This is a genomic window from Nostoc sp., assembly GCF_036917395.1.
Lineage (GTDB): Bacteria > Cyanobacteriota > Cyanobacteriia > Cyanobacteriales > Nostocaceae > Nostoc.
The window spans coordinates 25,150-46,434 of record NZ_JBALDI010000059.1 but is presented as its reverse complement, the minus strand read 5'-3'; the positions used below and the strand labels follow the sequence as shown (position 1 = coordinate 46,434).

Annotated in this window: 22 protein-coding genes and 2 pseudogenes; 12 read left to right on the top strand and 12 right to left on the bottom strand. The window is 43.4% G+C overall.

The window, feature by feature from the left end:
- Positions 1-108: 108 nt before the first annotated feature.
- Both V7K46_RS20640 and V7K46_RS20635 read left to right on the top strand, forming a co-directional pair.
- Positions 109-1,601: pseudogene (locus V7K46_RS20640) on the top strand (ISLre2 family transposase).
- A 280-nt stretch (positions 1,602-1,881) separates the two neighbouring features.
- The gene (locus V7K46_RS20635; protein WP_335116338.1) at positions 1,882-2,226 is read left to right on the top strand and encodes a hypothetical protein; all 345 of its coding nucleotides are present in this window, start codon (positions 1,882-1,884) and stop codon (positions 2,224-2,226) included.
- Positions 2,227-2,237: 11 nt separating this feature from the next.
- On the opposite strand, the gene V7K46_RS20630 is transcribed toward V7K46_RS20635, so the two are convergent.
- A complete protein-coding gene (locus tag V7K46_RS20630; protein WP_335116336.1) occupies positions 2,238-2,570 on the bottom strand; it encodes a type II toxin-antitoxin system RelE/ParE family toxin in 333 nt (110 codons plus the stop codon).
- A complete protein-coding gene (locus V7K46_RS20625; RefSeq protein ID WP_335116334.1) occupies positions 2,567-2,827 on the bottom strand; it encodes a ribbon-helix-helix domain-containing protein in 261 nt (86 codons plus the stop codon). Before V7K46_RS20625 ends, V7K46_RS20630 begins: the two co-directional genes overlap by 4 nt.
- A gap of 80 nt (positions 2,828-2,907) precedes the next feature.
- Here V7K46_RS20625 and pyrC point away from each other — a divergent pair, with 80 nt between their 5' ends.
- The 3 genes from pyrC to V7K46_RS20610 are packed head-to-tail and all read left to right on the top strand — an operon-like array spanning position 2,908 to position 4,313.
- On the top strand, positions 2,908-4,014 hold the full coding sequence (pyrC, locus tag V7K46_RS20620; protein WP_335116332.1) for a dihydroorotase: 1,107 nt from the start codon (positions 2,908-2,910) through the stop codon (positions 4,012-4,014).
- Between the two features lie 36 nt (positions 4,015-4,050).
- The gene (locus tag V7K46_RS20615; RefSeq protein WP_335116330.1) at positions 4,051-4,185 is read left to right on the top strand and encodes a hypothetical protein; all 135 of its coding nucleotides are present in this window, start codon (positions 4,051-4,053) and stop codon (positions 4,183-4,185) included.
- On the top strand, positions 4,182-4,313 hold the full coding sequence (locus V7K46_RS20610) for a hypothetical protein (protein WP_277926820.1): 132 nt from the start codon (positions 4,182-4,184) through the stop codon (positions 4,311-4,313). Before V7K46_RS20615 ends, V7K46_RS20610 begins: the two co-directional genes overlap by 4 nt.
- A 195-nt stretch (positions 4,314-4,508) precedes the next feature.
- On the opposite strand, the gene V7K46_RS20605 is transcribed toward V7K46_RS20610, so the two are convergent.
- The 4 genes from V7K46_RS20605 to V7K46_RS20590 form a co-directional block, all read right to left on the bottom strand.
- Positions 4,509-4,667, bottom strand: coding sequence for a hypothetical protein (locus V7K46_RS20605; RefSeq protein ID WP_335116325.1), 159 nt, complete (start codon positions 4,665-4,667; stop codon positions 4,509-4,511).
- Positions 4,664-4,924, bottom strand: a complete 261-nt coding sequence (locus tag V7K46_RS20600; protein WP_335116323.1) for a VOC family protein — start codon at positions 4,922-4,924, stop codon at positions 4,664-4,666. Before V7K46_RS20600 ends, V7K46_RS20605 begins: the two co-directional genes overlap by 4 nt.
- Before the next feature lie 177 nt (positions 4,925-5,101).
- Positions 5,102-5,416, bottom strand: a complete 315-nt coding sequence (locus V7K46_RS20595; protein ID WP_335116321.1) for a hypothetical protein — start codon at positions 5,414-5,416, stop codon at positions 5,102-5,104.
- A 107-nt stretch (positions 5,417-5,523) separates the two neighbouring features.
- Positions 5,524-6,423, bottom strand: a complete 900-nt coding sequence (locus V7K46_RS20590) for an RNA polymerase sigma factor (protein WP_335116319.1) — start codon at positions 6,421-6,423, stop codon at positions 5,524-5,526.
- A 237-nt stretch (positions 6,424-6,660) separates the two neighbouring features.
- On the opposite strand from V7K46_RS20590, the gene V7K46_RS20585 reads away from it, so the two are divergent.
- Genes V7K46_RS20585 through V7K46_RS20575 form a run of 3 tightly spaced genes read left to right on the top strand, consistent with a single transcriptional unit; the run spans position 6,661 to position 7,768 of the window.
- Positions 6,661-6,954 (top strand): YciI family protein, encoded by a 294-nt coding sequence (locus V7K46_RS20585; RefSeq protein ID WP_322648155.1) that lies wholly within the window; start codon positions 6,661-6,663, stop codon positions 6,952-6,954.
- Positions 6,955-6,989: 35 nt separating this feature from the next.
- Positions 6,990-7,439, top strand: a complete 450-nt coding sequence (locus V7K46_RS20580) for a VOC family protein (RefSeq protein ID WP_335116317.1) — start codon at positions 6,990-6,992, stop codon at positions 7,437-7,439.
- The gene (locus V7K46_RS20575) at positions 7,418-7,768 is read left to right on the top strand and encodes a VOC family protein (RefSeq protein ID WP_335116315.1); all 351 of its coding nucleotides are present in this window, start codon (positions 7,418-7,420) and stop codon (positions 7,766-7,768) included. Before V7K46_RS20580 ends, V7K46_RS20575 begins: the two co-directional genes overlap by 22 nt.
- A gap of 274 nt (positions 7,769-8,042) precedes the next feature.
- Here the strand turns inward: V7K46_RS20575 and V7K46_RS20570 are convergent, their stop codons facing one another.
- From V7K46_RS20570 to V7K46_RS20560, 3 genes are all read right to left on the bottom strand, one after another.
- Complete coding sequence (locus V7K46_RS20570; RefSeq protein ID WP_335116313.1) at positions 8,043-8,297, bottom strand: hypothetical protein; 255 nt, start codon at positions 8,295-8,297, stop codon at positions 8,043-8,045.
- Positions 8,294-8,536: a hypothetical protein gene (locus V7K46_RS20565; protein WP_335116311.1), complete on the bottom strand. Its 243-nt coding sequence runs from the start codon at positions 8,534-8,536 to the stop codon at positions 8,294-8,296. Before V7K46_RS20565 ends, V7K46_RS20570 begins: the two co-directional genes overlap by 4 nt.
- A gap of 289 nt (positions 8,537-8,825) precedes the next feature.
- The gene (locus tag V7K46_RS20560) at positions 8,826-9,185 is read right to left on the bottom strand and encodes a hypothetical protein (RefSeq protein WP_335116309.1); all 360 of its coding nucleotides are present in this window, start codon (positions 9,183-9,185) and stop codon (positions 8,826-8,828) included.
- A gap of 583 nt (positions 9,186-9,768) precedes the next feature.
- On the opposite strand from V7K46_RS20560, the gene V7K46_RS20555 reads away from it, so the two are divergent.
- The 3 genes from V7K46_RS20555 to V7K46_RS20545 all read left to right on the top strand — a co-directional run bounded on the left by V7K46_RS20555 (position 9,769) and on the right by V7K46_RS20545 (position 14,804).
- Entirely contained in the window at positions 9,769-10,251 is a 483-nt protein-coding gene (locus V7K46_RS20555; protein ID WP_335116307.1) for a hypothetical protein, read from the top strand.
- Positions 10,248-10,475, top strand: a complete 228-nt coding sequence (locus V7K46_RS20550) for a hypothetical protein (protein ID WP_335116305.1) — start codon at positions 10,248-10,250, stop codon at positions 10,473-10,475. Before V7K46_RS20555 ends, V7K46_RS20550 begins: the two co-directional genes overlap by 4 nt.
- 78 nt (positions 10,476-10,553) lie before the next feature.
- Positions 10,554-14,804, top strand: coding sequence for a strawberry notch-like NTP hydrolase domain-containing protein (locus V7K46_RS20545; RefSeq protein ID WP_335116303.1), 4,251 nt, complete (start codon positions 10,554-10,556; stop codon positions 14,802-14,804).
- A gap of 26 nt (positions 14,805-14,830) precedes the next feature.
- Here the strand turns inward: V7K46_RS20545 and V7K46_RS20540 are convergent, their stop codons facing one another.
- Both V7K46_RS20540 and V7K46_RS20535 read right to left on the bottom strand, forming a co-directional pair.
- Positions 14,831-15,559, bottom strand: a complete 729-nt coding sequence (locus V7K46_RS20540) for a tetratricopeptide repeat protein (protein WP_335116301.1) — start codon at positions 15,557-15,559, stop codon at positions 14,831-14,833.
- A gap of 117 nt (positions 15,560-15,676) precedes the next feature.
- Positions 15,677-20,056 (bottom strand): annotated as a pseudogene (locus V7K46_RS20535) (hypothetical protein); the annotation flags it as partial.
- A 166-nt stretch (positions 20,057-20,222) separates the two neighbouring features.
- On the opposite strand from V7K46_RS20535, the gene V7K46_RS20530 reads away from it, so the two are divergent.
- Positions 20,223-20,441: a hypothetical protein gene (locus V7K46_RS20530; protein WP_335116298.1), complete on the top strand. Its 219-nt coding sequence runs from the start codon at positions 20,223-20,225 to the stop codon at positions 20,439-20,441.
- Positions 20,442-20,618: 177 nt separating this feature from the next.
- On the opposite strand, the gene V7K46_RS20525 is transcribed toward V7K46_RS20530, so the two are convergent.
- Positions 20,619-21,020 (bottom strand): hypothetical protein, encoded by a 402-nt coding sequence (locus V7K46_RS20525; RefSeq protein WP_335116296.1) that lies wholly within the window; start codon positions 21,018-21,020, stop codon positions 20,619-20,621.
- Positions 21,021-21,285: the final 265 nt, after the last annotated feature.

Genomic DNA, 21,285 nt, shown 5'->3' with positions numbered 1-21,285 from the left:
TTGTCCAGAAATTTTCAGTGTGGTAATGTGTGCAAAAATTTATGAGGGTCAAAAACAAGCTAGGATTCCGGTTAAGTAATTTTTCCAGGGTTTTAACGTTTACCTTTTATGGCAAAAAATATAAGTGCAACTCTTGATTTAAACAAGTCAGTTAAAAGTTTTCACTCACAGATCACAAAACTTTTAGAATTTACAAATATTACAGAGTGGAATGGAAAAAAGCTGAGAGAACGAGAAGAATAAATTAGAGAACAGGCAATGATTTTAGCTGGTCAATGTATAGCTATTTTATTATATAATCTTTCCACATCCCCAAAAAGTCGGAACTATTCTGTTAGTAAAACACAGGAATGGAAAAATTTAAAGACACAAAAGCATGGCTCTAGAAAGCGAAAAATAGTAACAATTGGAAACGTCGAAGTAACTTTAACTTTACCTTATGTACTTGAACGGAATCCCATAAGTAAAGAATCTGATAATCCTCTGATCAATGAGCCCAAAATAAAAACCTCAAATCAAGGATTTTGTCCGTTTTTAAAATGGCTAGGGATGTCAGAAGGTATTAGCCCTTTAGTCTGGTCAACAATTGCCAAATGTGGTGCGATAGCCAGTTCTTTTGATGCAGCACGTTCGACGCTAATGGATTGGGGAATAAATGCTAGTTTAAAACGAATCGAGCGCCTGACTTACCTTTTTGGTGAAATTGGTATTAATCTACGCCGATCAAAAATATTAAATCTAGAGATGGGTGACTTATCTAACAGTAATGTTCTCAAAGACCAACGAGTTGTGATCGCTGTAGATGGTGGAAGAACTAAAATTAGGTTCAATAAAAAAGGTAGACGCAGTAACAAAACAAACCGTCATGGCTTTGTCGGTGAATGGATGGAGCCAAAGTTACTAACAATTTATGTAGTAAATGAACAAGGTAAAAAAATTAGGACATCGGTAATACCTATTACTAATGATGGCACGTATTCCGGTTATAAAGAATTCCTCAAAATTTTAGAAATGTATTTGGTAAATTTGGGTATAAGTGAAGCCAAACAGGTGTTATTGATTGCTGATGGAAAAGAAGTGGATATGGATACATATTCCTCCTTTACTGAAAAAATTAAAATGCCCACTTGAAACTTATCAATTATTAGACTTTTATCACGCAGCATCACATTTACAAGATTTTGCTGATGCTGCTTTTAGTACAGAAAATGAGCGTCAATCATGGTTTAAAAAATCTCGAAATATTTTAAAAAAAGGTCAGGCACTAGATTTAATGAGAAATATGGGTGAATTTATCTCCGAGGCAACAGGAGAGCGCTGTAAAATTATCGTAAGAGAGCGAAATTATATTTTAAAAGCCTGATAGTTGGAGGCTTTTAAAATATAACGAAGTTGTGGCTCGAAAATTACCTCTCGGTAGTGGCGCAGTTGAAAGTTTAATTCGTCAAGTTGTTAATTTACGCATGAAAGGAAACAGTAAATTTTGGTTACAAAATAATGCAGAAATTATGTTACATCTGCGTTGTCAATGGATAGCTAAAAGTTGGGATAATTTTTGTGATTCTATCTTCAATTCTTTTATCAAACCCCAAACTGCTTGATAAATTTTATACTTTAATTCTCCCTTTAATTTATTTCTGTCATAATTGATACTAAATATCGAAGATTTGTTGCAGAGATTTTTGGAAATAATCGTCAAATGACTTGCTAGCAATCTTTTTGAGATACCTCATCAAGATGATTTCTAGTTTAAACCAGTACTTATTTTGTAAATAAAATCACCATTAACTTAAATATCATTTTTAGCGTAGGCGTAGCCCGCCGCAGGCATCGCTTGTTTTTGATCCGACTTCACAAAATCGCGTTGCTCCCGATCGTAATTTGATTTTCCGCCAATGGTTGAGTCGGGATGAAGTATCACAACAAGAGTCGGTGTCAGCCACTAATAATATAGAGTTACAAACTCACGTTACTGACACAGACAATACTCCCCAAACATTAGATAAGACTGTTGGAGGCTGGAAGGGGCTGAAGTTACGATTAGGGCAAGGGCTAGAAAGTGCTGGTCGGTTCTACTCCCAGCTTGTTTCCTCGTTTGGCGAGGCTGTTGGGATTGCTGATGGGGAGCCTTACTGGAATGCCTGCGTGGACCAGTGGCAGGTTTGGGTTAACTTTGAAAGCGGATGCAAGTCTGTGGTGTGCGATTTGCTCTTGGCGGTAGTATAAGCAATTATGGGTTAAAATTGTTCGTCTAATTCGCTAAGTACATCTGCTAAATCTCTTGCTCCATGAAATACCCTAAGAATTTCAACGGTAGTATCCTCAATCCGATAGAAAATCAGATAATCCTGAAAATCTTTGATGCGCCATTGTCGGATTTCACCTAATCTCGATACTACCAACTGAGCTACCTTTCCTATCCCAGGAGTCTTTACCAACTGAGCAAACGTCTCTTCAGCAGCACTTAAGAATTTAACTGCTACATCTGTATTCCCATTGACTAATATATAATTTGCCAGATGTCGCAAATCTTGCGTTGCCCGATCTTTGACAATTAATCGATAGCTCATGTATCGTTTGGGTTGCCCATGCTGTTCTGACCTAAAACGGTAGAACGCAGATTTTGCCAATATTCTGGTGTTACTTCCTGCCCTTCTCCATCAATACCTTCTTTTAAAAGTGTTTCTAACTTCGCTTGTGCCTTGCGTTTTTGGTCTTGTTGTACCAATGAGAGAAAATATTCGCCGATGCTACTGTAAGCACCTGCCATCACTTGTGCCTCTACATAAACGCGCACCTCATCAGGTATGTCAATACTGATATTCATTGGCGTTCCTGTATAACTCCCTTCATTATTTTAGCTGACAGTTTTCATCCGACATCAAATTATAGCCAATCCCTTCTAATATGGCGATCGCCCCATATCAGATCTGGATGATCGCTCCTATTCTCATGAAGCCCTTGTTGCCGTTTTATAATGAAAGGATGCAAAAGCTTACCATCACCCGACCTGACGATTGGCATCTGCATCTGCGCGACGGTGCAGCACTGAAAGCGGTTCTGCCCTACACGGTGCGTCAGTTTGCCCGCGCGATCATCATGCCGAACTTGAAGCCCCCTATCCGCTCGGTGGCAGATGCGGCAGCCTATCGCGATCGCATCCTCGCCGCCATTCCAGAAGCCCAACAGTTTGAGCCATTGATGACGCTCTACCTCACCGACAATACCAGCCCCGACGACATTCTCCGGGCGAAAGAATCTCAGTTTATCAAAGCGGTCAAGTACTACCCAGCCGGTGCAACGACCAACTCAGACTCCGGTGTGACGGATATTCAAAAGGGTGATCGCGTCTTTGAAGCAATGCAGCAGGTGGACATGCCCTTATTACTGCACGGGGAAGTGACCGATAACGATGTTGATACGTTCGATCGCGAGAAGGTGTTTATCGAGCGACATTTAATCCCTCTCAAGCAGCGATTTCCCAACCTGCGGGTGGTGCTTGAGCATATCACCACCTCCGATGCGGTGCAGTATGTCCTGTCTGCCAACACCATCGCAGCAACAATTACGCCACAACATTTGTTGTTTAACCGTAATGCCCTGTTCAAAGGCGGCCTTTGCCCCCATTTTTATTGCCTGCCCATTTTGAAACGGGAGGAGCATCGTCAGGCTTTGTTGCAAGCGGCAACATCGCTTAATCCGAAGTTTTTTCTAGGTACCGATAGCGCTCCCCATACCCGCACCAGCAAAGAAAGTTCCTGTGGCTGCGCGGGATGCTTTTCGGCTCTGCACGCCCTTGAGTTGTATGCCGAAGCATTTGAAAGCGTGAAAGCCCTGGATAAACTGGAGGCGTTCGCTAGCTTCTATGGCCCAGATTTTTATCAACTGCCGCGTAATACCGAGCGAATTACCTTGTCCAAAACGACTTGGCGCATTCCTGATGAAGTTCCATTTATGGAATCTGGGCTTGTACCTTTGGGGGCGGGGCAGGAAATGACATGGCAAATGGTATGACATTCGCATTGTGCATCAGCCGTTGTGGAATCTGGCATGGTACAAGAGCTACTCAGTACGCTAACGAGTGATGAAAGGTGGGGGGTGATGGTTGAGTTTGAGGAGGTTTACCCCGATGGATTTGCTCAACTGGTGGACAGAGCGCCTGATTCGGTGGAGTGGACGGCGTGAATCATCTGTTGATTGCCGTGTTTGGCAGACAATTTTTTGTTACTCAACGGTCAATACAGTGTAAACTCTGTAACCCACAGCGTACACCCGATCTCAGCCCCAGCGATCGCCGTTTCTACGTCAATTGAAACAAGTTTATTTAATTTTGAGAGATTAATCAAAGATTAATGAGATATTAAGTTGAAAAACGGTTCTTCAAAAGTAATTGACACATATCCTTTGACATTTCGCAAACACTCACCTTGGTGGAAAGTGCTGTTATTCAAGGTTGGAAGGGACCTGAAGCTGAAAATGCAGCTTCGACTTGACAGTGTTGGCTCTTTCTACATGAGTTGCTGCTCAAGCTGCTCATCCCAGAAGGCGGCTTCTATTTTGTGTCCATCTGGATCGCGCACAAAGCAGCCGTAATACGGCTCACTATAGTCGGATCTGCCACCGGGGGCACCATCGAATGCTGCCTCCTGCCGCCAATGCTGCCTCATAGAAGGCGTGGACTGCTTCTTTTGTAGGAGCAATATAAACCAATGTGAGTTCCATTGCCAACCGTTGGAGGTTGCCCGTCGAAGGGAGTTCCCACCCAAAATTCGGGATACTGTTTGCCATAGGCGATCGCCCCTGGATGCTCCATAAATCGCTTACAGCCCAATGTTGGCAACACAGCATCATAGAAGGCAATCGCTCGTTCAAAATCATTAGTACCAATCGAAACGTGCGAGAGAATGCTGGGATTGTTATCCATGTCGGAATCCTCTATCAGTTGAGGTGGATGTGGATGTGCCAGAGAGCCGATCGGTGATTTGCTGCACCCTAACACAACTTGATGAAACGATTGGATTATAACAGTACTAAAGTACTAAGCCGACTTGTCTTCTTTTGCCTTTTGTTAAGTTACAAGTTCACCCTGTTAGAAGATTTTTCATTTCTTTTCAACGGCATCATGGATGCCTGGCGCTTTAAACTGTTGTAAACCCTTAGCCGGACTGAATGTTAGGTTGAACTTCGCGCAACCGACGTTCCAGAAACGACGCTCACTCTCATTTGTCACTAATTCTAGTGCCCGTGTATAGCTCTGGGTCGCTTCCTCTAATGCTCCAACACGCCGGAATAAATCTGCACGGGTGGCATGAAAGAGATGATAACTGTCCAGTTCTGGAGTAAGGCTATCAATCAGTCCAAATGCGGCTTGAGGACTGTCTGCCATTGCGATCACCACTGCTCGGTTCAAGGCCACAATGGTGAGGGCTGCAAGCGTTCCAACACCTCATAGAGCCGCACGATCTGCGCCCAGTCTGTTTCTTCGGCGCGGGTTGCCTGACAATGGAGGGCGGCGATCGCCGCTTACAGGGCATACACTCCGGTTCCAAAGAGCAACGCTTCCTCTACCAGAGGTAACGCCTCAGCAATCTGTAGATGGTTCCAACGACTGCGATCCTGATCTTCTAGCAAAATCAAATCGCCTGCCTCATCTAGACGCGCATTGCGCCGCGAATCGTGCAATAACATCAGCGCCACCAGTGCTGTGACTTCAGATGGGGGTTGGGATGCCAGCAATTGCCGCACCAGTTGCCCCAAGCGAATCGCTTTGATGCAGAGGTCAGCCCGCACGATCGCATCTCCTTTGGTTGCGGCATAGCCTTCGTTGAAGATGAGATAGATGACTGTCAGGACTGCCTCTATCCGGGGAGCGAGATCAGTCGTCTCAGGTACTTTGTAAGGAATGCCTGCGTCTCGAATTTTGCGTTTAGCACGAACTAACCGCTGTGCCATTGTTGCAGTCGGTATAAGAAAGGCGCGGGCAATTTCGTCGGTTTCCAGTCCACCCAACATTCGGAGGGTCAACGCTACTTGAGTTTCCGTTGCCAGTGCCGGGTGACAGCAGGTAAAGATTAATCGTAGGCGATCGTCTCCAATTTCATCACTGTCATAGGTTGGTTCTTCAGTGGATGGAATTAAGCCAGATGCCGCATACCACTCCAGTTTTTCGGTCAGTTTCGTGCGTCGTCGGAGGCGATCGATCGCCTTGTACCGGGCAGTTCGGATAATCCAGGCACGGGGACGATCGGGAATACCGTCGCTTTCCCACTGATTCACAGCCGCTGTAAATGCTGCCTGTGCAGCTTCTTCAGCTACATCAAAATCTCCGACCAGCCGAATCAGAATAGCGACAATGCGCCCCCATTCAGTTCGATAAAGGGCAGCAATTGCTTGAGCCACATCTGTTTTTGGGATTGAAGCCATACCTTTCACAAAAAGACATAAAGAATTTTGGGCAAGGTGTCGATTTGAGCAATTGCCGTTCGACTGACTGATAAAGGGAGATAAAGTTCAATTGTAGTAGACAAAATTTTTGCACTCAGGTGTCGATTCGGACAATTCCCGTTCGACTTAATCACAAAGGAGGCAACCGAATGAAATATTTGCTGCTGATTTATATGGACGAAAACGCCATGAGCGACACCGAGCGGGAGCATTGCTATGGGGAATCTGCCCAACTCGCCCAGGACTTGCTCCCCTCAAGGACAATTTCTGGCGACGGCTCCACTCCATCCTGTTGCAACCGCAACCAGTGTCCAAGTCCGTGATGGCAAATCACTCGTGACCGATGGACCATTTGCCGAAACCCGCGAACAATTGGGTGGATTCTTCCTCGTTAATGCTCAGGATTTGGATGAAGCCATTGCGATCGCCACCCGCATCCCAGGTGCAAAAGTCGGCACCGTCGAAATCCGTCCTGTCATCGAAGTTGCGGGACTACCAGCACAGCCCTGACCGTCCTTAACCGCTTGAACTCAAGGAGAACCCTCATGCAAAACAATTCCAAAATCACTCCCTGTTTATGGTTTGACGATCAAGCCGAAGCCGCCGCCCAGTTTTATACGTCGATTTTTCGCAATTCCAAAATTGTCCACGTCAGTCGATATGGAGACGCTGGACAAGAAATTCACGGAAAACCAGCCGGAGCCGTCATCACTGTCAGCTTTGAACTTGATGGTCAACCGTTCACTGCACTCAACGGTGGTCCGACCTTCAAATTTAACGAGGCGATTTCCTTCCAAATCTTTTGCGATACCCAGGCGGACGTGGACGATTACTGGCAAAAATTGTCTGCCGGTGGGGATGAAACCGCACAGCAATGCGGCTGGCTCAAAGACAAAAGCAACCGCGCAAATGATGTTCATGTGCGAACGATCCGCTCATCAAAACGCAGAATCGATTACAAAAGGAGAAATCAATGCAACTCAATTCTTACCTGATGTTCAACGGCAACTGTGAGGCAGCGTTCAAGTTCTATGAACAATGTCTGGGTGGCAAGATGACTATGATGATGACACACAAAGAAGCACCTACCGCAGAAAATGTCTCACCGGAATGGCAGGACAAAATCATGCACGCTTGCCTTGAACTAGATGATCGCCTCCTGATGGGATCTGACTGCCCACCAGGATACTTTGAAACCCCGCAAGGTTTCTACGTACAAATTAGCGTTCCTGAAATCGCTGAGGCAGAACGGCTTTTTCACGCTCTAGCAGAAAACGGCAAGGTGAAGATGGCGATCGCGCAAACGTTCTGGTCATCGCGGTGAAGGCATGTTGACCGATCAGTTTGGGACACCGTGGATGATCAACTGCGAACAAACCATCTGAGCCTATACCAACATCTGTCATTCGTCCGAATGGCACTAAGAAAAGCTGAAACCTAGTCAGGGCAGGGTGTAGGGTGTAGTTTTAATATATTTAAATTTTACTTGCCTCAAGGAGTTTAACATCTTCTTAATTCCCCACACCCCAATACCTGCAACCCCACACCCTCTCATACAGCTATATCATGGCTTTGCCCTTAACAAGCGTGCCATTCCATCATGAATTCTGTTGCCGCAGCATGAATAAAAGCTGCAATTGTTGTGTAATCTCTTTGAGCAAGCGTAAATCTTTTTGAGTAACCGATTTTTGATATTCAGCAAAGAGTGCTTCGTATTGCTTATCCAAAATCAAGTTGGCTGACTCAGAAGAATCTTTTGCTTGCTGCTGTCTATTTTTTTCGAGCCATAGGTCGGACATTTTCTTGAAATCTTCGTAGCTAAAATTTTCTTCACTCATAGTCAAAAACTTCATTCGTCCTCTTCATCCTCTTCATCTTCCTCCTCATAATCTGTATAATCCTTCCCGTGTTGCTCGTACCATAAACGTTCTTCTTCAATAGCAGCTTCCCTCTGTATCCTTTTTCTCTCCGCAATTTCTGCCTCTATTGCTTCTTGCTCTAACTTGGGAGCAACGCGATTTTGTGAGGTGCTAAAAATTAGGGGTATAAATCGCCTGTTTAATAGTGCGTAGGCGCAGCCTGCCGCAGGCATCGCAGCTAAATAGCTGTTTTTATTGAGAATTTAGCTATGTAACTGAGAATTAAACCCCGATCTCACTTTTTCGCGTTGCTCCCTCTAACTTTGCCTTCTCAAACTTTTCTCGCTTCAGCCTTTCTCACTCTTGGGTTTCTTGGTCTACCTTTTCTTTCTCAATTCTGATTAATCGCTGCTCGACTCGCCAACAGTAAAAATCCAAAGCTTTACCCGTCGCGGCTCCAGTACAGGTTCCACCCACTAGAAAGATGAGTCCAGTTTTCCAACCTTGGATCGGGCCACCACTCTACTGCAAACTTTTTTGATTAAACCATATCAGCACAGAAAAGACAAAAATTCCAACTACTGTATTTATGAGCGCAAAAATTCTGGGTGTGATCTCAGTCTGTCGCAGTATTAGCCACTGTCCTAGCCAGAGTATTGCACCAAAAATGACAGAGGCGAACGCACTCATCACCAAATGATCTGGGAACTTGAAGGGATCTAGTGTCATATTAATGATCAGTGGCACAAATATCAGCGCACAGAGCAAAAACCCGATTAATAAGCCAGCAACACTTATCAAGCTCCAGTAGCGACCGAGATAACCAAGGCGGAATTCCAATATCCACTCCTGCACTGGAAGCATTGTGATATAAAATGCCATTGCTGCACTGACTTAAATCTTGCATTGGCTCAAGTCTTACCCGTGTGTTGCTCTGTATTTTACACAAATTTCTGTGCGATGTCGTAACTGCCCACTTCACCACAGCAATCGCCATCGGTTCATGGCGGTTACGCCATCGCTCTCACTCTTAAGACGAGAAAACAGCAATACCAAGTTGCTTATTAGCGCTGCGCGAGAAAAAGATTGAAAATTCTTGCTCCTTAACAGCTTTCATGAACAAACTCTTTACTTTCCTCCATTTTTGAAGCTATTTCTGATGGTAGTCAGAGAGAGTGGACATCATCAGAAAAAGAGTTGATTGCGAATGATTCCGAGTTACAAAATCACCTAAAAGAATGGCTAAACAATTCCTTGAGTGATACTTGTTGGCATTTAATCAACTACAAAATCATCCAAAAATTGCTTGCAGATTCAAGCATGAGTCTTGATATAAATTTGCTTGGAGAAGAAATTTACATTCCTTTTTGATTTCAAACTTCTGGGATTCGGATCGTACTTGATTACGAGGCTTCTAGCGCTTCGCGGAACTTTTGTGAACAATTAAAAAATTCGGAAAAATACAATGGATATCCAATCTACACTCACCCAAGCTATCGAAGTTATAGTAATGAGCTTTGTTGCTCTGATGATTTTCGATTTCGTAGACGGACTTTACGTTGTGCCATTACCACCTATTGCAATTGCACAATCAAGTGCCAATAGAAAATCCATAGTAACACCGCCTCAATTTGAAGCACTACCTAACTCAGAAAAACTAGTAGTCGAACCTCAAAAAATACCCTTCGTTACACAGTTTGAGGAAATTTCTGACCCCTGGACATTAGAACTAGAGCCTTACAACAATTCTATCGAGACTCAACCAGTTGTACTTTCATTGCCGACATTGAAACTCCTACTGCCAGTTACAGAAATTCAAACACAACCCAAGTCTAAAAGTCGTTCTCGAAAAACAAACAGCCCTGAATTGATTAAACCAAAAGCTAAAAAGACTGATGTGATGACAACGGTGAAGCGTAAGCCAGGTAGATCGCGTAAAGCGGCTTGAATATTTTGTTAATAGCAGCTAGAACTCACCCTCAACAAAAGAGTTTTAGCTGCTTTACTACTTCATCAAAATTTGAATTCACTGAAGCGGTTGCCGGGTATCTGCGATGGCATAACCGCCCACCCCCAGGCGATCGCTTTGACCCCAAATCTTTAAAAATTAGAATAATGCAAGCGGCTCACTGTGCTTTGGTGGTAGCCCTCAAGTATGCTCCAGAGTTTTGAGATTCCATGCTGTTCTTTTCAACTAAGAAATGAGCAATGGCTACGCCTGATTGAGAGTGAAAAATAAATATCATAGATATGATGAACCAAATCGCTACGCAAGGTTCTCTGTTCGACCTACAAACGGTAATCGACTACGGACAATCAGTAGTCAACGTTAGTCAAAAACTGGTTAAATCTTTGCTTGATAATCGTCCGTTAGCAACAAAGACGATTCAGGCACAGATGAATCGATATTTCCTGGGTACGGCAGCCGAAAATGCTTGGCAGTGGAAAGATGCTTACGAAGCCGTGGAAGTTGCACTTATCCTCTACCTTCGACGCAAGGGGGTATCGTCAAATCCTCTCTTAGAACTGCAACAACTAGAATCACTTTGCCCCACGCACACCCGCCGCAGCGAGGAGCAACTAAAATTACAACAGTTCTCAACTCCATTGCCATTAGCTTACTTGATAGCGTTAGCGGGACAAATCAGCAGTAACGATCTTGTACTTGAACCATCTGCTGGAACCGGGATACTTGCACAATTCGCCAAGGTGAGAAATGCCAGCCTCATGCTGAACGAACTGGCAGAAGACAGAAGAAAAATCCTGCGGCGCTTATTCCCAGGTGTCCCTTTATTCCAGTTTAATGCCGAGCAGATCAATGATTATCTTGCAGGGCAGACAAAGCCCTCTGTGGTGCTGATGAATCCCCCGTTTTCGGCATCTCCAAATATAAGCAATCGCAACAGTGAAGCTACAGCCCGTCACGTCAATGCGGCATTACAAAGGTTGATGGAGGGTGGGCGGTTAGTGACGCTGACTGCAAATTGGTTTTCACCGCAAAACCCTGACTGGCAGCAAACGTTTGCCAAGATACAAGAAACAGCGCAAGTAGTGCTATCAGTGGGAGTCAACGGGAAAGTGTACTCGAAGCACGGGACGCAGATGGATACCCGGATTACCGTGATTGACAAAGTTCCGCCTGACTCCAGTGACATTCCTTGCATACAACAGACATTAGAACTTGGCGAAATCCTTCATTTGATTGAGCAACTTCCACAGCGGGAGCCGTGGCATCATTCTACTGGGACTGTTCAAGCCCGTACCAAGAAAGTTGTTACATTCTCAAAACGGATTGTAATCGCACAACCAGAACCAGTTTCAGAACTTCCAGATGTGGTAGTTCTTTCTTATGAGCTTGTGGAGTGGACTGGTTCAGAGGGGTTGAAAGATGCCCTCTACGAAACTTACCATCCACAACGCTTGAGAATCAAGGATGCTTTACCCCATCCATCCCTGTTGTGCGAAAGTTCAGCCCTGGCACTCGTTTCACCTCCCGCTCCCACATACAAACCATATCTTCCTCAACATATCGTTACACAAGGGTTGTTGTCCGAAGCACAACTTGAAAGCGTGATTTACGCAGGTCAGGCACACTTTGAACTTTTGTCCGGTTCCTACTTAGTGGATGATTCACTCGACAACGTGACAGTTGCAGCGAACAACGAGGAGAACGCTGTCCGGTTTCGTCGTGGCTGGTTCCTTGGCGATGGGACTGGTGCTGGAAAAGGACGACAGTGTGCGGGTATTATTTTAGACAACTGGTGTAAAGGACGCAAGAAAGCCATCTGGATTTCCAAAAGTTCTGCTCTGATAGAAGATGCCCGACGTGATTGGTGCGCCTTGGGTGGTTGCGAGAAGGACATCGTTGACCTCGGCAATATCAAACTTGGTGATTCAATCCCCTTTTCGCAAGGTGTTCTCTTTGCTACATATTCTACCTTAAGATCCCAGAAGGGTGGTAAAAGCCGACTCAAACAAATCATTGAGTGGGCTGGCATTGAGTTTGAAGGAGCGATCGCCTTTGACGAGTGTCACAGTATGGGCAATGCAATGGCTATTGAGGGTAAACTCGGTATGGTTGCAGCATCCCAGCAAGGCATTGTTGGGCTGCGGTTGCAAAACGCATTACCGCAGGCACGGGTTGTCTATGTCTCTGCGACTGGAGCGACGAAGGTTTCTAACCTATCTTATGCAAATCGTCTGGGGCTTTGGCAGACTGGAGATTTTCCGTTTACCTCCCGTGAAGATTTTGTGGAATCCATTGAAGTAGATGGCATTGCGGCAATGGAGGTTGTTGCTAGGGATTTGAAGGCGTTGGGATTATATCTGGCGCGGAGTCTCAGTTTTGAAGGTGTCGAATATCACACATTGGAAATTGACTTAACTCCTACCCAAGAAAGAATCTATGACAGTTACTCAGAAGCTTTCCAAATTATCCACAATAACCTTCATAAAGCATTAGAAGCTTGCAATATCTCCGGTTCTAAGACTTTTAACCGTGCTGCAAAGATGAGCGCAATGTCTCAGTTCGAGTCCCACAAACAGAGATTTTTCAATCATCTGCTGACTGGAATAAAATGCCCTCAATTAATTAAGGCGATTGAGCAGGATTTAACCCAAGGGAATGCCGTTGTCGTTCAGGTTGTGTCCACTAACGAAGAGTTATTGAAGCGGCGGCTCAATGAGGTTCCAACTTCCGAGTGGAAAGATTTAAATCTTGACCTTACCCCACGGGAATATCTTATGGATTATTTGATGAGCGCTTTTCCGATTCATCTCCATGAGATACATTCAGGTGAAGACGGGGAAGAACGCTCCGAGCCAGTCTTTGACGCTGATGGTTCGCCCATCATCTCACAAGTTGCTGTAGCCTTGAGAGATGCCTTAGTCGATAAGTTAGCCAGCCTTGACCCGATACCCGGCGCATTAGAGCAACTACTGTGGCATTTCGGACATAAACAAGTGGCTGAAGTGACTGGACGCAGCAAACGGGTGTTGAAGGACGAAGCTGGGCGTTTGTTCGTTGATTCGCGTGGTTCTGGCGCTAATATTGCGGAAACTGACGCTTTTATGCAGGGAGATAAGCAAATTCTCATCTTTAGCGATGCTGGCGGCACAGGTCGTAGCTACCATGCAGATTTGAACACCGTCAACCGGAAACGGCGATCGCACTATCTTTTAGAAGCCGGTTGGAGAGCAGATAACGCAATTCAGGGGCTTGGGCGATCGCACAGAACCAACCAAGCATCAGCACCAGTGTTTAGACCAGTGACTACTAATGTCAGAGGTGAACGCCGCTTTATCTCTACTATTGCTAGACGGCTGGACAGTTTGGGTGCATTGACTCGTGGGCAACGCCAAACTGGGGGCAATGGAATATTCGACACCAAGGATAACCTAGAATCGCAGTACGCAGAGTACGCACTGTATGAGTTATTCAAGCAGATATTCCAAGGTCGATTTTACGAAGTGCCTTTAGGAAAATTTGAGGAAATGACGGGGTTATCTCTGACTTCTCACGAAGGTGGGATGAAGATAGACTTGCCACCACTGCGGCAATTCCTCAATCGACTGCTGGCTTTGAAGATTGGGATGCAGAATATCATTTTTGAGAGGTTCGAGTTGCTGTTAAGTCAGCAAATCGAAACAGCGATCGCCGCAGGTATCTTTGAACTTGGTGTTGAAACTCTTCGGGCTGAACGGTTTACCATCGAAAGCCAGTCAGCCGTTTATACTCATCCTGCTACTGGTAGTGTGACCAACTACTTGAAAATTGAACGTGTTCAAAAGAACAACATTCAAACTGCTCTTGAAGCTGTGGATTCAGCTAGCAAGTACCAGGGACAGCTTATGGTTAATGAGAAATCTGGTCAAGCCGCAGTATCTATTCCTACTCACAGTATTTTCGACTCTGAGGGTGGAGTAGTACCAAGGGTTCTGCTGGTGCGACCACAGAAAGAAACTCGTGTCCCAGTTGATAAGTTGGAGTCGTCAACCTGGAAGCAGGTTTCAACAGAGGCGTTTGTTGCGGCGTGGTCTACTGAAGTCTCCCAACTGCCTCAGTTCACTACTGACTATATTCATTTGGTAACAGGAATACTTCTACCGATTTGGAAAACTCTACCGATTCAGAACAGTCGAGTATTTCGACTGCAATTAAGTAATGGAGAGAAAGTACTCGGTCGTGTAATCAGTGCAGAGAATATTCGTGCTGTTGCTGAACAACTGGGTTTGAAGAATAAGCTGCTTTCTCCAGAAGAATTAGTTTCTCTGGTACTGAATGAGCGGTATTCAGAGCAATTACCCGGAGGTGTAACTTTGCGTTGTTCATTGGTTGCAAATGAGCGGCGGATTGAGCTAGTGAATGCCCTCTCGTTGGCTGACTCTCTGGTGGCTGTTGGATGTTTCACCGAAATCATTCAGTGGAAAAAGCGAGTATTCATTCCAGCTAACTCTAAAGCGGCATCAATATTGAAAGCTGTGATTGAAATTCTAGGATGAAATTTGTAGCCACTTTTATCGAGTGGCTACTTTTTTGATTTTCCTGCCTCACTTTCAACTCCAAACAAATCTTTGTAAACTTCATACTCTCGAAAAAGCTCCATAATCAAACTTCGAGTAAAAGCACAATAAATCATATTTCCTCGCGCCTCATACAAACCAAATGCTTTAAACAAATCTTTCTTAGCGCCCTTGATATTACCCAGATGAAATCTGACTATCCCTCGTCCACAGTACGCTTCTGCACAATCAACATCCAAAGATAATGCCTTTTCTAAATCAGAGAGTGAACTTTCTAATTTCCCACATAAAAAACAAATATTCGCCCTATTTATATAAGCTGATAAACAGTTTGGAGCAAGTAAAATTACTTGATTGTAATCTAAGATAGCTGCTGGATTGTCATCAGTTAGATTTTTATATGTATCAGCGCGATTTAGATAAGCTTGGACTAAATTTGGATTCAGGGCGATGGCTTTAGTGTAATCTTCAATCACCTTGGGTAATTCTGATTTATGACAGATTTTTGATCGAGCTAGTCCCCGATTATTATAAGCTTCAGCAAAGTTAGGATTCATTGCTAATGCGTTATCGAAAAGTTGAATCACACCTTCATATTTTTCGATTTGAAACTGAATTATTCCTATAGTATTGTGAACTTCCGCAAAATTCGGATAGAAATAAAGTGCATTTCTGAAGCATTCCATCACTACCGATAAGTTTCCTGATAAGAGAATGCTCCATTCCTTTGTCATACCACAGTTGCCCTTGTTCTACATCAATCTTTTCCATTAATTCCACCATATATTTTCTATTGTGATTTATATTTTCTTAAATATTCATCATTTTGATATTTAGCCGAGTCAGTTAATTTATCTGTGTATTTCTAATTTTTGACTTTTATTTTTCGCTAAAATTTTATCTATCTGACTATTCGCGTCCTCAAAAGTTTGCAATATCAGTGGAGTTAGTTTATTTGTCTTCACCTGACCCGATTGCAAGTTTAAAATTACCTCTCCATTTTTCTGCAAAATAGTTAAATCCCTCTGCTGGGTATTAAAGGTTATATCATAAATCTTTCCAAGAAATTGAGTGCCATTTTCATTAGGCTTACCCCAGACCATGCCAATCCTTTGAGCAATTTGAGTCAGCCGACTGATGGCTTCAAACTCTGATGTATCTTTATTCATTACTGTCAACGCTTCGGCTGATAATTGCTCACCAGCTTTAAACCCATTGGCGACTTCCACAATCCGTTTTTTGTAATTTTCCGGCTTCCCTAACTTCTCGGCGGCATTGTACCAATTTCTCAAGTCATCAATAGTAACTGATTGAGGTTGGACTTTTTGGTTCGGTACGACTCTGTTTTGTGGTTCAGGAAACGGAACTATAAAACCCTCCACATAATCCCCCAAGGGTTCAAGATGTAGTCCCCAGACCTGCCCTTTGCCCGTGAATAATTCTGGTAATGCTTTGGATGAGTGCTTTTCCATGTCAGCCCATTGCTGTTGATAAACCGGGTCAGCAATCATATCAGGTGTGATTTGATACTGCTTACCCACTCGAAAGGCGATTTGCTTATCAAGACCTGTCGCCAGAGCAATATCGCCTTCCTTAAACCCATACTGTTTGTATGGTTGATAAGCTCTGGTGGTGTGAGTTCGACCATATCCTCTCATCGCATCAATGCAAGTATCCACTAGTATTGGATTAGTGTCACCATGCATCATTAATGGGTAGTTCATCGGAATCGGTTTGCCTTTGATGACAGGAAAGGCGACATTTTGAACCTCTTGGCTTGAGTGGAATTGAGCGCTTTGTTGAGGTGGGGATTGTGCTGATTGAGATGGAGGTTTCAAAAACTGTGGTCGTGTGGCGAGGGAATTAACTCTTTGTTGATAGTCACTATCCGATTCAATAATTGCCCCAAATTTCTTGGTCATACTCGACAAAGTTTTGGCAGGGATAGAGCTATCAACCAAGTGAAATACCGTTAAACCTTTTTTAGTTTCCCTGATAACATCTTCTATTGGTACTTGTTGACATTCAACATTTTGAGCAGTCAACCATTTAGTCACAGTCTCAGCTTTCTGGTTGTCAACAGCCAGACCCATGACTCCAAGTTTTTTGTTTGATTCTGTAGAAAATAAGAAAGTAGGACGCTCTTTAATATGATGGAGAATTGGCTCACTACTATCAATCATCTGCTGTTGTTGGCGGTTAACTGATTGAGTTCCAAAGATAAGAAATTCCTTCGTCCATTTCTGGGGATATTCAACGGTCTTAGGGTCAATTTGAGCGCAAATAACAGAAAAATTACTTTCAATGATTGCGGGTGCTGGGGTAAGTTGTCCAGTTTTGAGCAGTCCAAGCTGTCTGAGTGCGTCTTTGTCTTTTTTGAAGTGCAATACCCCCAAGGGTTCACCATTCAAAAATACGGCATCTCTAGTTTTAGAAGCTGAAGTTTCGATAGTCAGTTTTCGGTAATCTTGATCGTTAAATGTCTGACCAGAAAAATCGTAAAAGTTAATCTTATTAATTTTCAGGAGGTTCCCATTGGGAGATTCACCCAGAACAAAAGCAAGACTACCAGTTTCGGAGATAGAAGTAAGTTTTAACTTTAGAGGATTACCATTTTTGAGATAATTAATTTCTTTCAACTGAAGGAGCGAATCACTGTCTAACTCACCCAAAGTTTTGCCATCAAGTTTGATTTTTACTGTTTTGTCAGGAACCGGCACAGTGCCAAACTCTAAATTTACGGGTTGGTCGTTAAAAACAAGTCCTGCATAAGAGAAGTTTTTAAGTTCGCGGATGGTTATCTCAATGGGTTCATTTCCAGGTAAACCAATAGTGGACTTAGCAGTCGCGGGTTCCACGCCAACAAAATTAGCTTGTGCCTTTGCGCCAATAGGCAGCATTCCGGTTCTGGGTTCGAGCATGGCGAATTCCTTATATTCGCCGTCAGTATCTTGTACAAACAACAGTCTGGAAACATGGCGTTCATGCCCCGGTGGGTGATGAGAGGCTCTGATTTCTATGGGGTGCAATTCGAGTGGGTTCCATTTTCTGCCCAGAAATTGATTTGCTTCATTATTTAGTGTGACTAACTTCGGTTCGGTAAATTGCAATTTATCTAAGCGAGAGATAATCTCATTGGGGAAAGCAGCGAAGGCAAAATTAGAGATTTTTTTAGCGATCGCCTGGGGGTTTGCGTTTTCTTTTCTTGCAACTTCGAGTTCATCTTGGCGAGATGCACAGATATTCCAAGCGGCGGCGGCGGATGCAAGTCTGTCTGATTCTGGGATCGAAGCGTAAAATGCAAGAGCTGTTTCATTTGCTTTGCCAAAGAGTAATTTAATTTGGCTTTTAGTAAGCTCTGGTTTAAATTCTGTGACTTTAGCTCCCTGCGTAACTATCCCCGGTTTGAGGTTATGGTCAGTTACTGACTGCTGGCTAATTGTCCCAAGATGACGGTATGCGGGTTTCCCATCTTTATCGATTTCTCCATTAATCTGGGCGACTGCTAGTAATTTGTGGGGGCGTTCTTTAGTTCGCCATTTCTCTGGTATTTCGTCTAGCCGAATGTTCAACGTCTGGGCTTTCCAAATTAGAGGATGCGCGTAACGAGTGAGATTGCCAATTTCGAGTTGCGTCCCTTGTGGAGTTTGAATGGTTGCTGATGGCCCCTTCTCGGTTTCCCTGAGTCGCTCCATACGTACCGCAGCGTTAAATAACTTGTCAAACTCGTACTTGGCAGCGATCGCACTCAATCTCTGCTGTGGTGTAAATTCTACCCCGTGGAACAAGTCTTTAAACTGAACGATGGGGCGCGATTCTAACTGTGATTGTTGGAAATATTTATTAGTTTGATTTATTAATAATTCTACTGGGGAGTAACCAGTGGGAGTAATGCCATAGTTTAAATAAACTGAACGCGACTTCTTATCTTTAATATAGTTAATATCTCTATGAAGATAACGCTTATTCTCCTTAATTACGTTCATGTCGGGAGTTCTTGAACTTTTAAAGAGATCCACTGCTATTTGGTTTTGAAAACATCCCTCCTCAATCATACTCCGATACATCAGGCGGTTAACATCCATTGTTTGATGCAAATTTTGAGGGGTTCTTTGAGCTTGGGCAAGTTCAACAAACCTTTGCATATAAGGCTTGTATTCTTTTCTAATTAACTTTGGTTCTTCGTGCTGTTCTTGCTCAAACAGGGCTTCGTAATGATTAGAAACTTGGTCTAGATAACTTGATTTCTGCTCAAAAGTACCGTAAGTTTTAAGTACCTCAATTTCCGATTCTAACGCTTCTAGTGCAGTAACTTGATTGTTGATTACTCCCACACTAATGCTATCGCTCATGTGGATGGCGATTTTTTCAAAAGGCGGCTGGATTCCAGTTTTAGGATCGTAAAATGATTGTTTTGTGAGCTTAACTGTAGGGGAATAGGCGTTTTGGGGTTGGTTTCTATACTCGGCTTCGGCTGTCAGATTAGGGTATAGGCTAGCTCTTGCCACACCAATGCAGTCACCGTCAAAATCTCGTGCTTGGCGTTCTGATTCGGTTTCGGCTGGATCGATAAAATCAACATCGATTAAGAGCGCTTCTAACTGTGCAATTCTTTGCTGTATACGCTTGTGGTCTTCGTCACTAACTACGATTACACCTTTGAGGTCTTTACCATCTGGGTCGAGCCGATCTTCAACGTGCTTGTTAGCAGACACACACAATCCGTTAGAATTCAGAAAAGGAGAACGGAAGTTAAGAATTTTTTCTTCATTCTTTTCCCATGAAACACAAATTTCACCATTTTTGAGTTCCTTGGATGGAATAATCATCCCTCGGTCAAAAGTAAGCGTTTTCCCCAGAGCGATATCTCGCCATTGGCTCTGTACAAACCGACTTAATTCCTGTTTAACTTTTTCCGTTTCTAATAACTGCTGATGACCCAACAAGTCAGCTTTGATGAGCTTGTACATGAACAAGTCATCTTTAGTACTCTCGTCATCTAATTCCTCATCTGCATCTAAGTCATCATTTGTCCCTAAGTTTTTAACATCTGCTTCAAGGCTAGTAAGTTCTCCTATTTTTAATTTACTTTGGTTCAATGATTCTTTGCGTTTTTCATATTTTTCACAATAGGCAGCAGCAACTATTCTTGGGTCATCTTGAATAGAGGCTAGTTTTTCAGCTTGTAGCTCTAATTCTTCGGCAAAATCTTTAATTCCTTGGGGGGAAGAATACGACGAATGGAAGCACCTGGATGAGACTGACCCAGAGCCGTGGACAATCTACACAGCCTACGATTTATTCACTGAACAAGAGAAAAAGGAATTTAACCGTGATGGTTCTCTCAGACCTGAATATGTAGAATACGCTCGTAAAATTGGCATCAGTGAAAGTGCTTTGGAACACCAAGAGTGGCGTAAGAGAAACGAAGTCGAGAATTATGATGCTGTATCTGCCGAACACGCAGAACAAGGCATTAACTTTGGTGAAGAACGGATGAAAGAAAGGATTGAAGACAGCAGAACATACGCTCAACGCCGCCGCCAAATGGAACAGGACTTGCGGAACTTTGAGCCGGAAGATAGCTTGCCTTTTGATAAAAACACCTTCTATTAAAGTAGGTGAGATTACGCCGTAACCCCGCTTTATCCATCAAGTACAGTGATTTTATCTGAATATATGAAAAAAAGCGATTGCCTACAACAGGCATGGAAGTAAATATTCATAAACTGCCTTTTTACTTTGCTCAGTAAGTGCAGTGCAGTCAATAAATATACCGCACTGTGACTAGATTTATTTATGATGTTTTTTCCCGTGTGGTGGGGTGTTTTTTGATAATTGTTTGCCCTGAAATAATTCAGACGAAGAACTACTAGATATTGATGAAGTAGCTATTTTATACATGGCAAAACAGCAAGGAATAGCGACTAAAAAAATTAACATAGCCTGACTAATTATTTGCCAGTAGTTGAAAGTTATTTTAAAATGAACTTGCCTAAAGAAAACAGACTCTAACTTTTGGTGAGTCGTGCGATTTTTCAAGTACTCTAAAACTTGCAGACATTGAGAGATATCTTCGCCTCTGTGTACTTTTTGGCACAACAGAATTTCTAAGCGTTCAACGCGACGTTCAGAAGTTGATAAATTAATATCATCCCAATCGTCCCAAAGTTTGGTTTGTTGTAATTCAGACATCAGCATTTCTTAATTATTTACTATGCCCTTCGGGGCAGGAACTCTTAACAGGAAACTCTTAACAGGAAAACATTAGCCCCGAATGTAGGGTTTAAAGCCCCTAAATTTATTTATGGGGATTCCCCTGTTCCCTGTTGCCTATTCCCTGTTCCCTCTTAAGATGTTTGGATTTGTTCTTGTTACGTTCGTACTCAGCAAGGATATTTTTGAATTGTTGGGGAAGAATCACGGTTTTCTTATCAAATCGCAGTAAATAACATCCTTC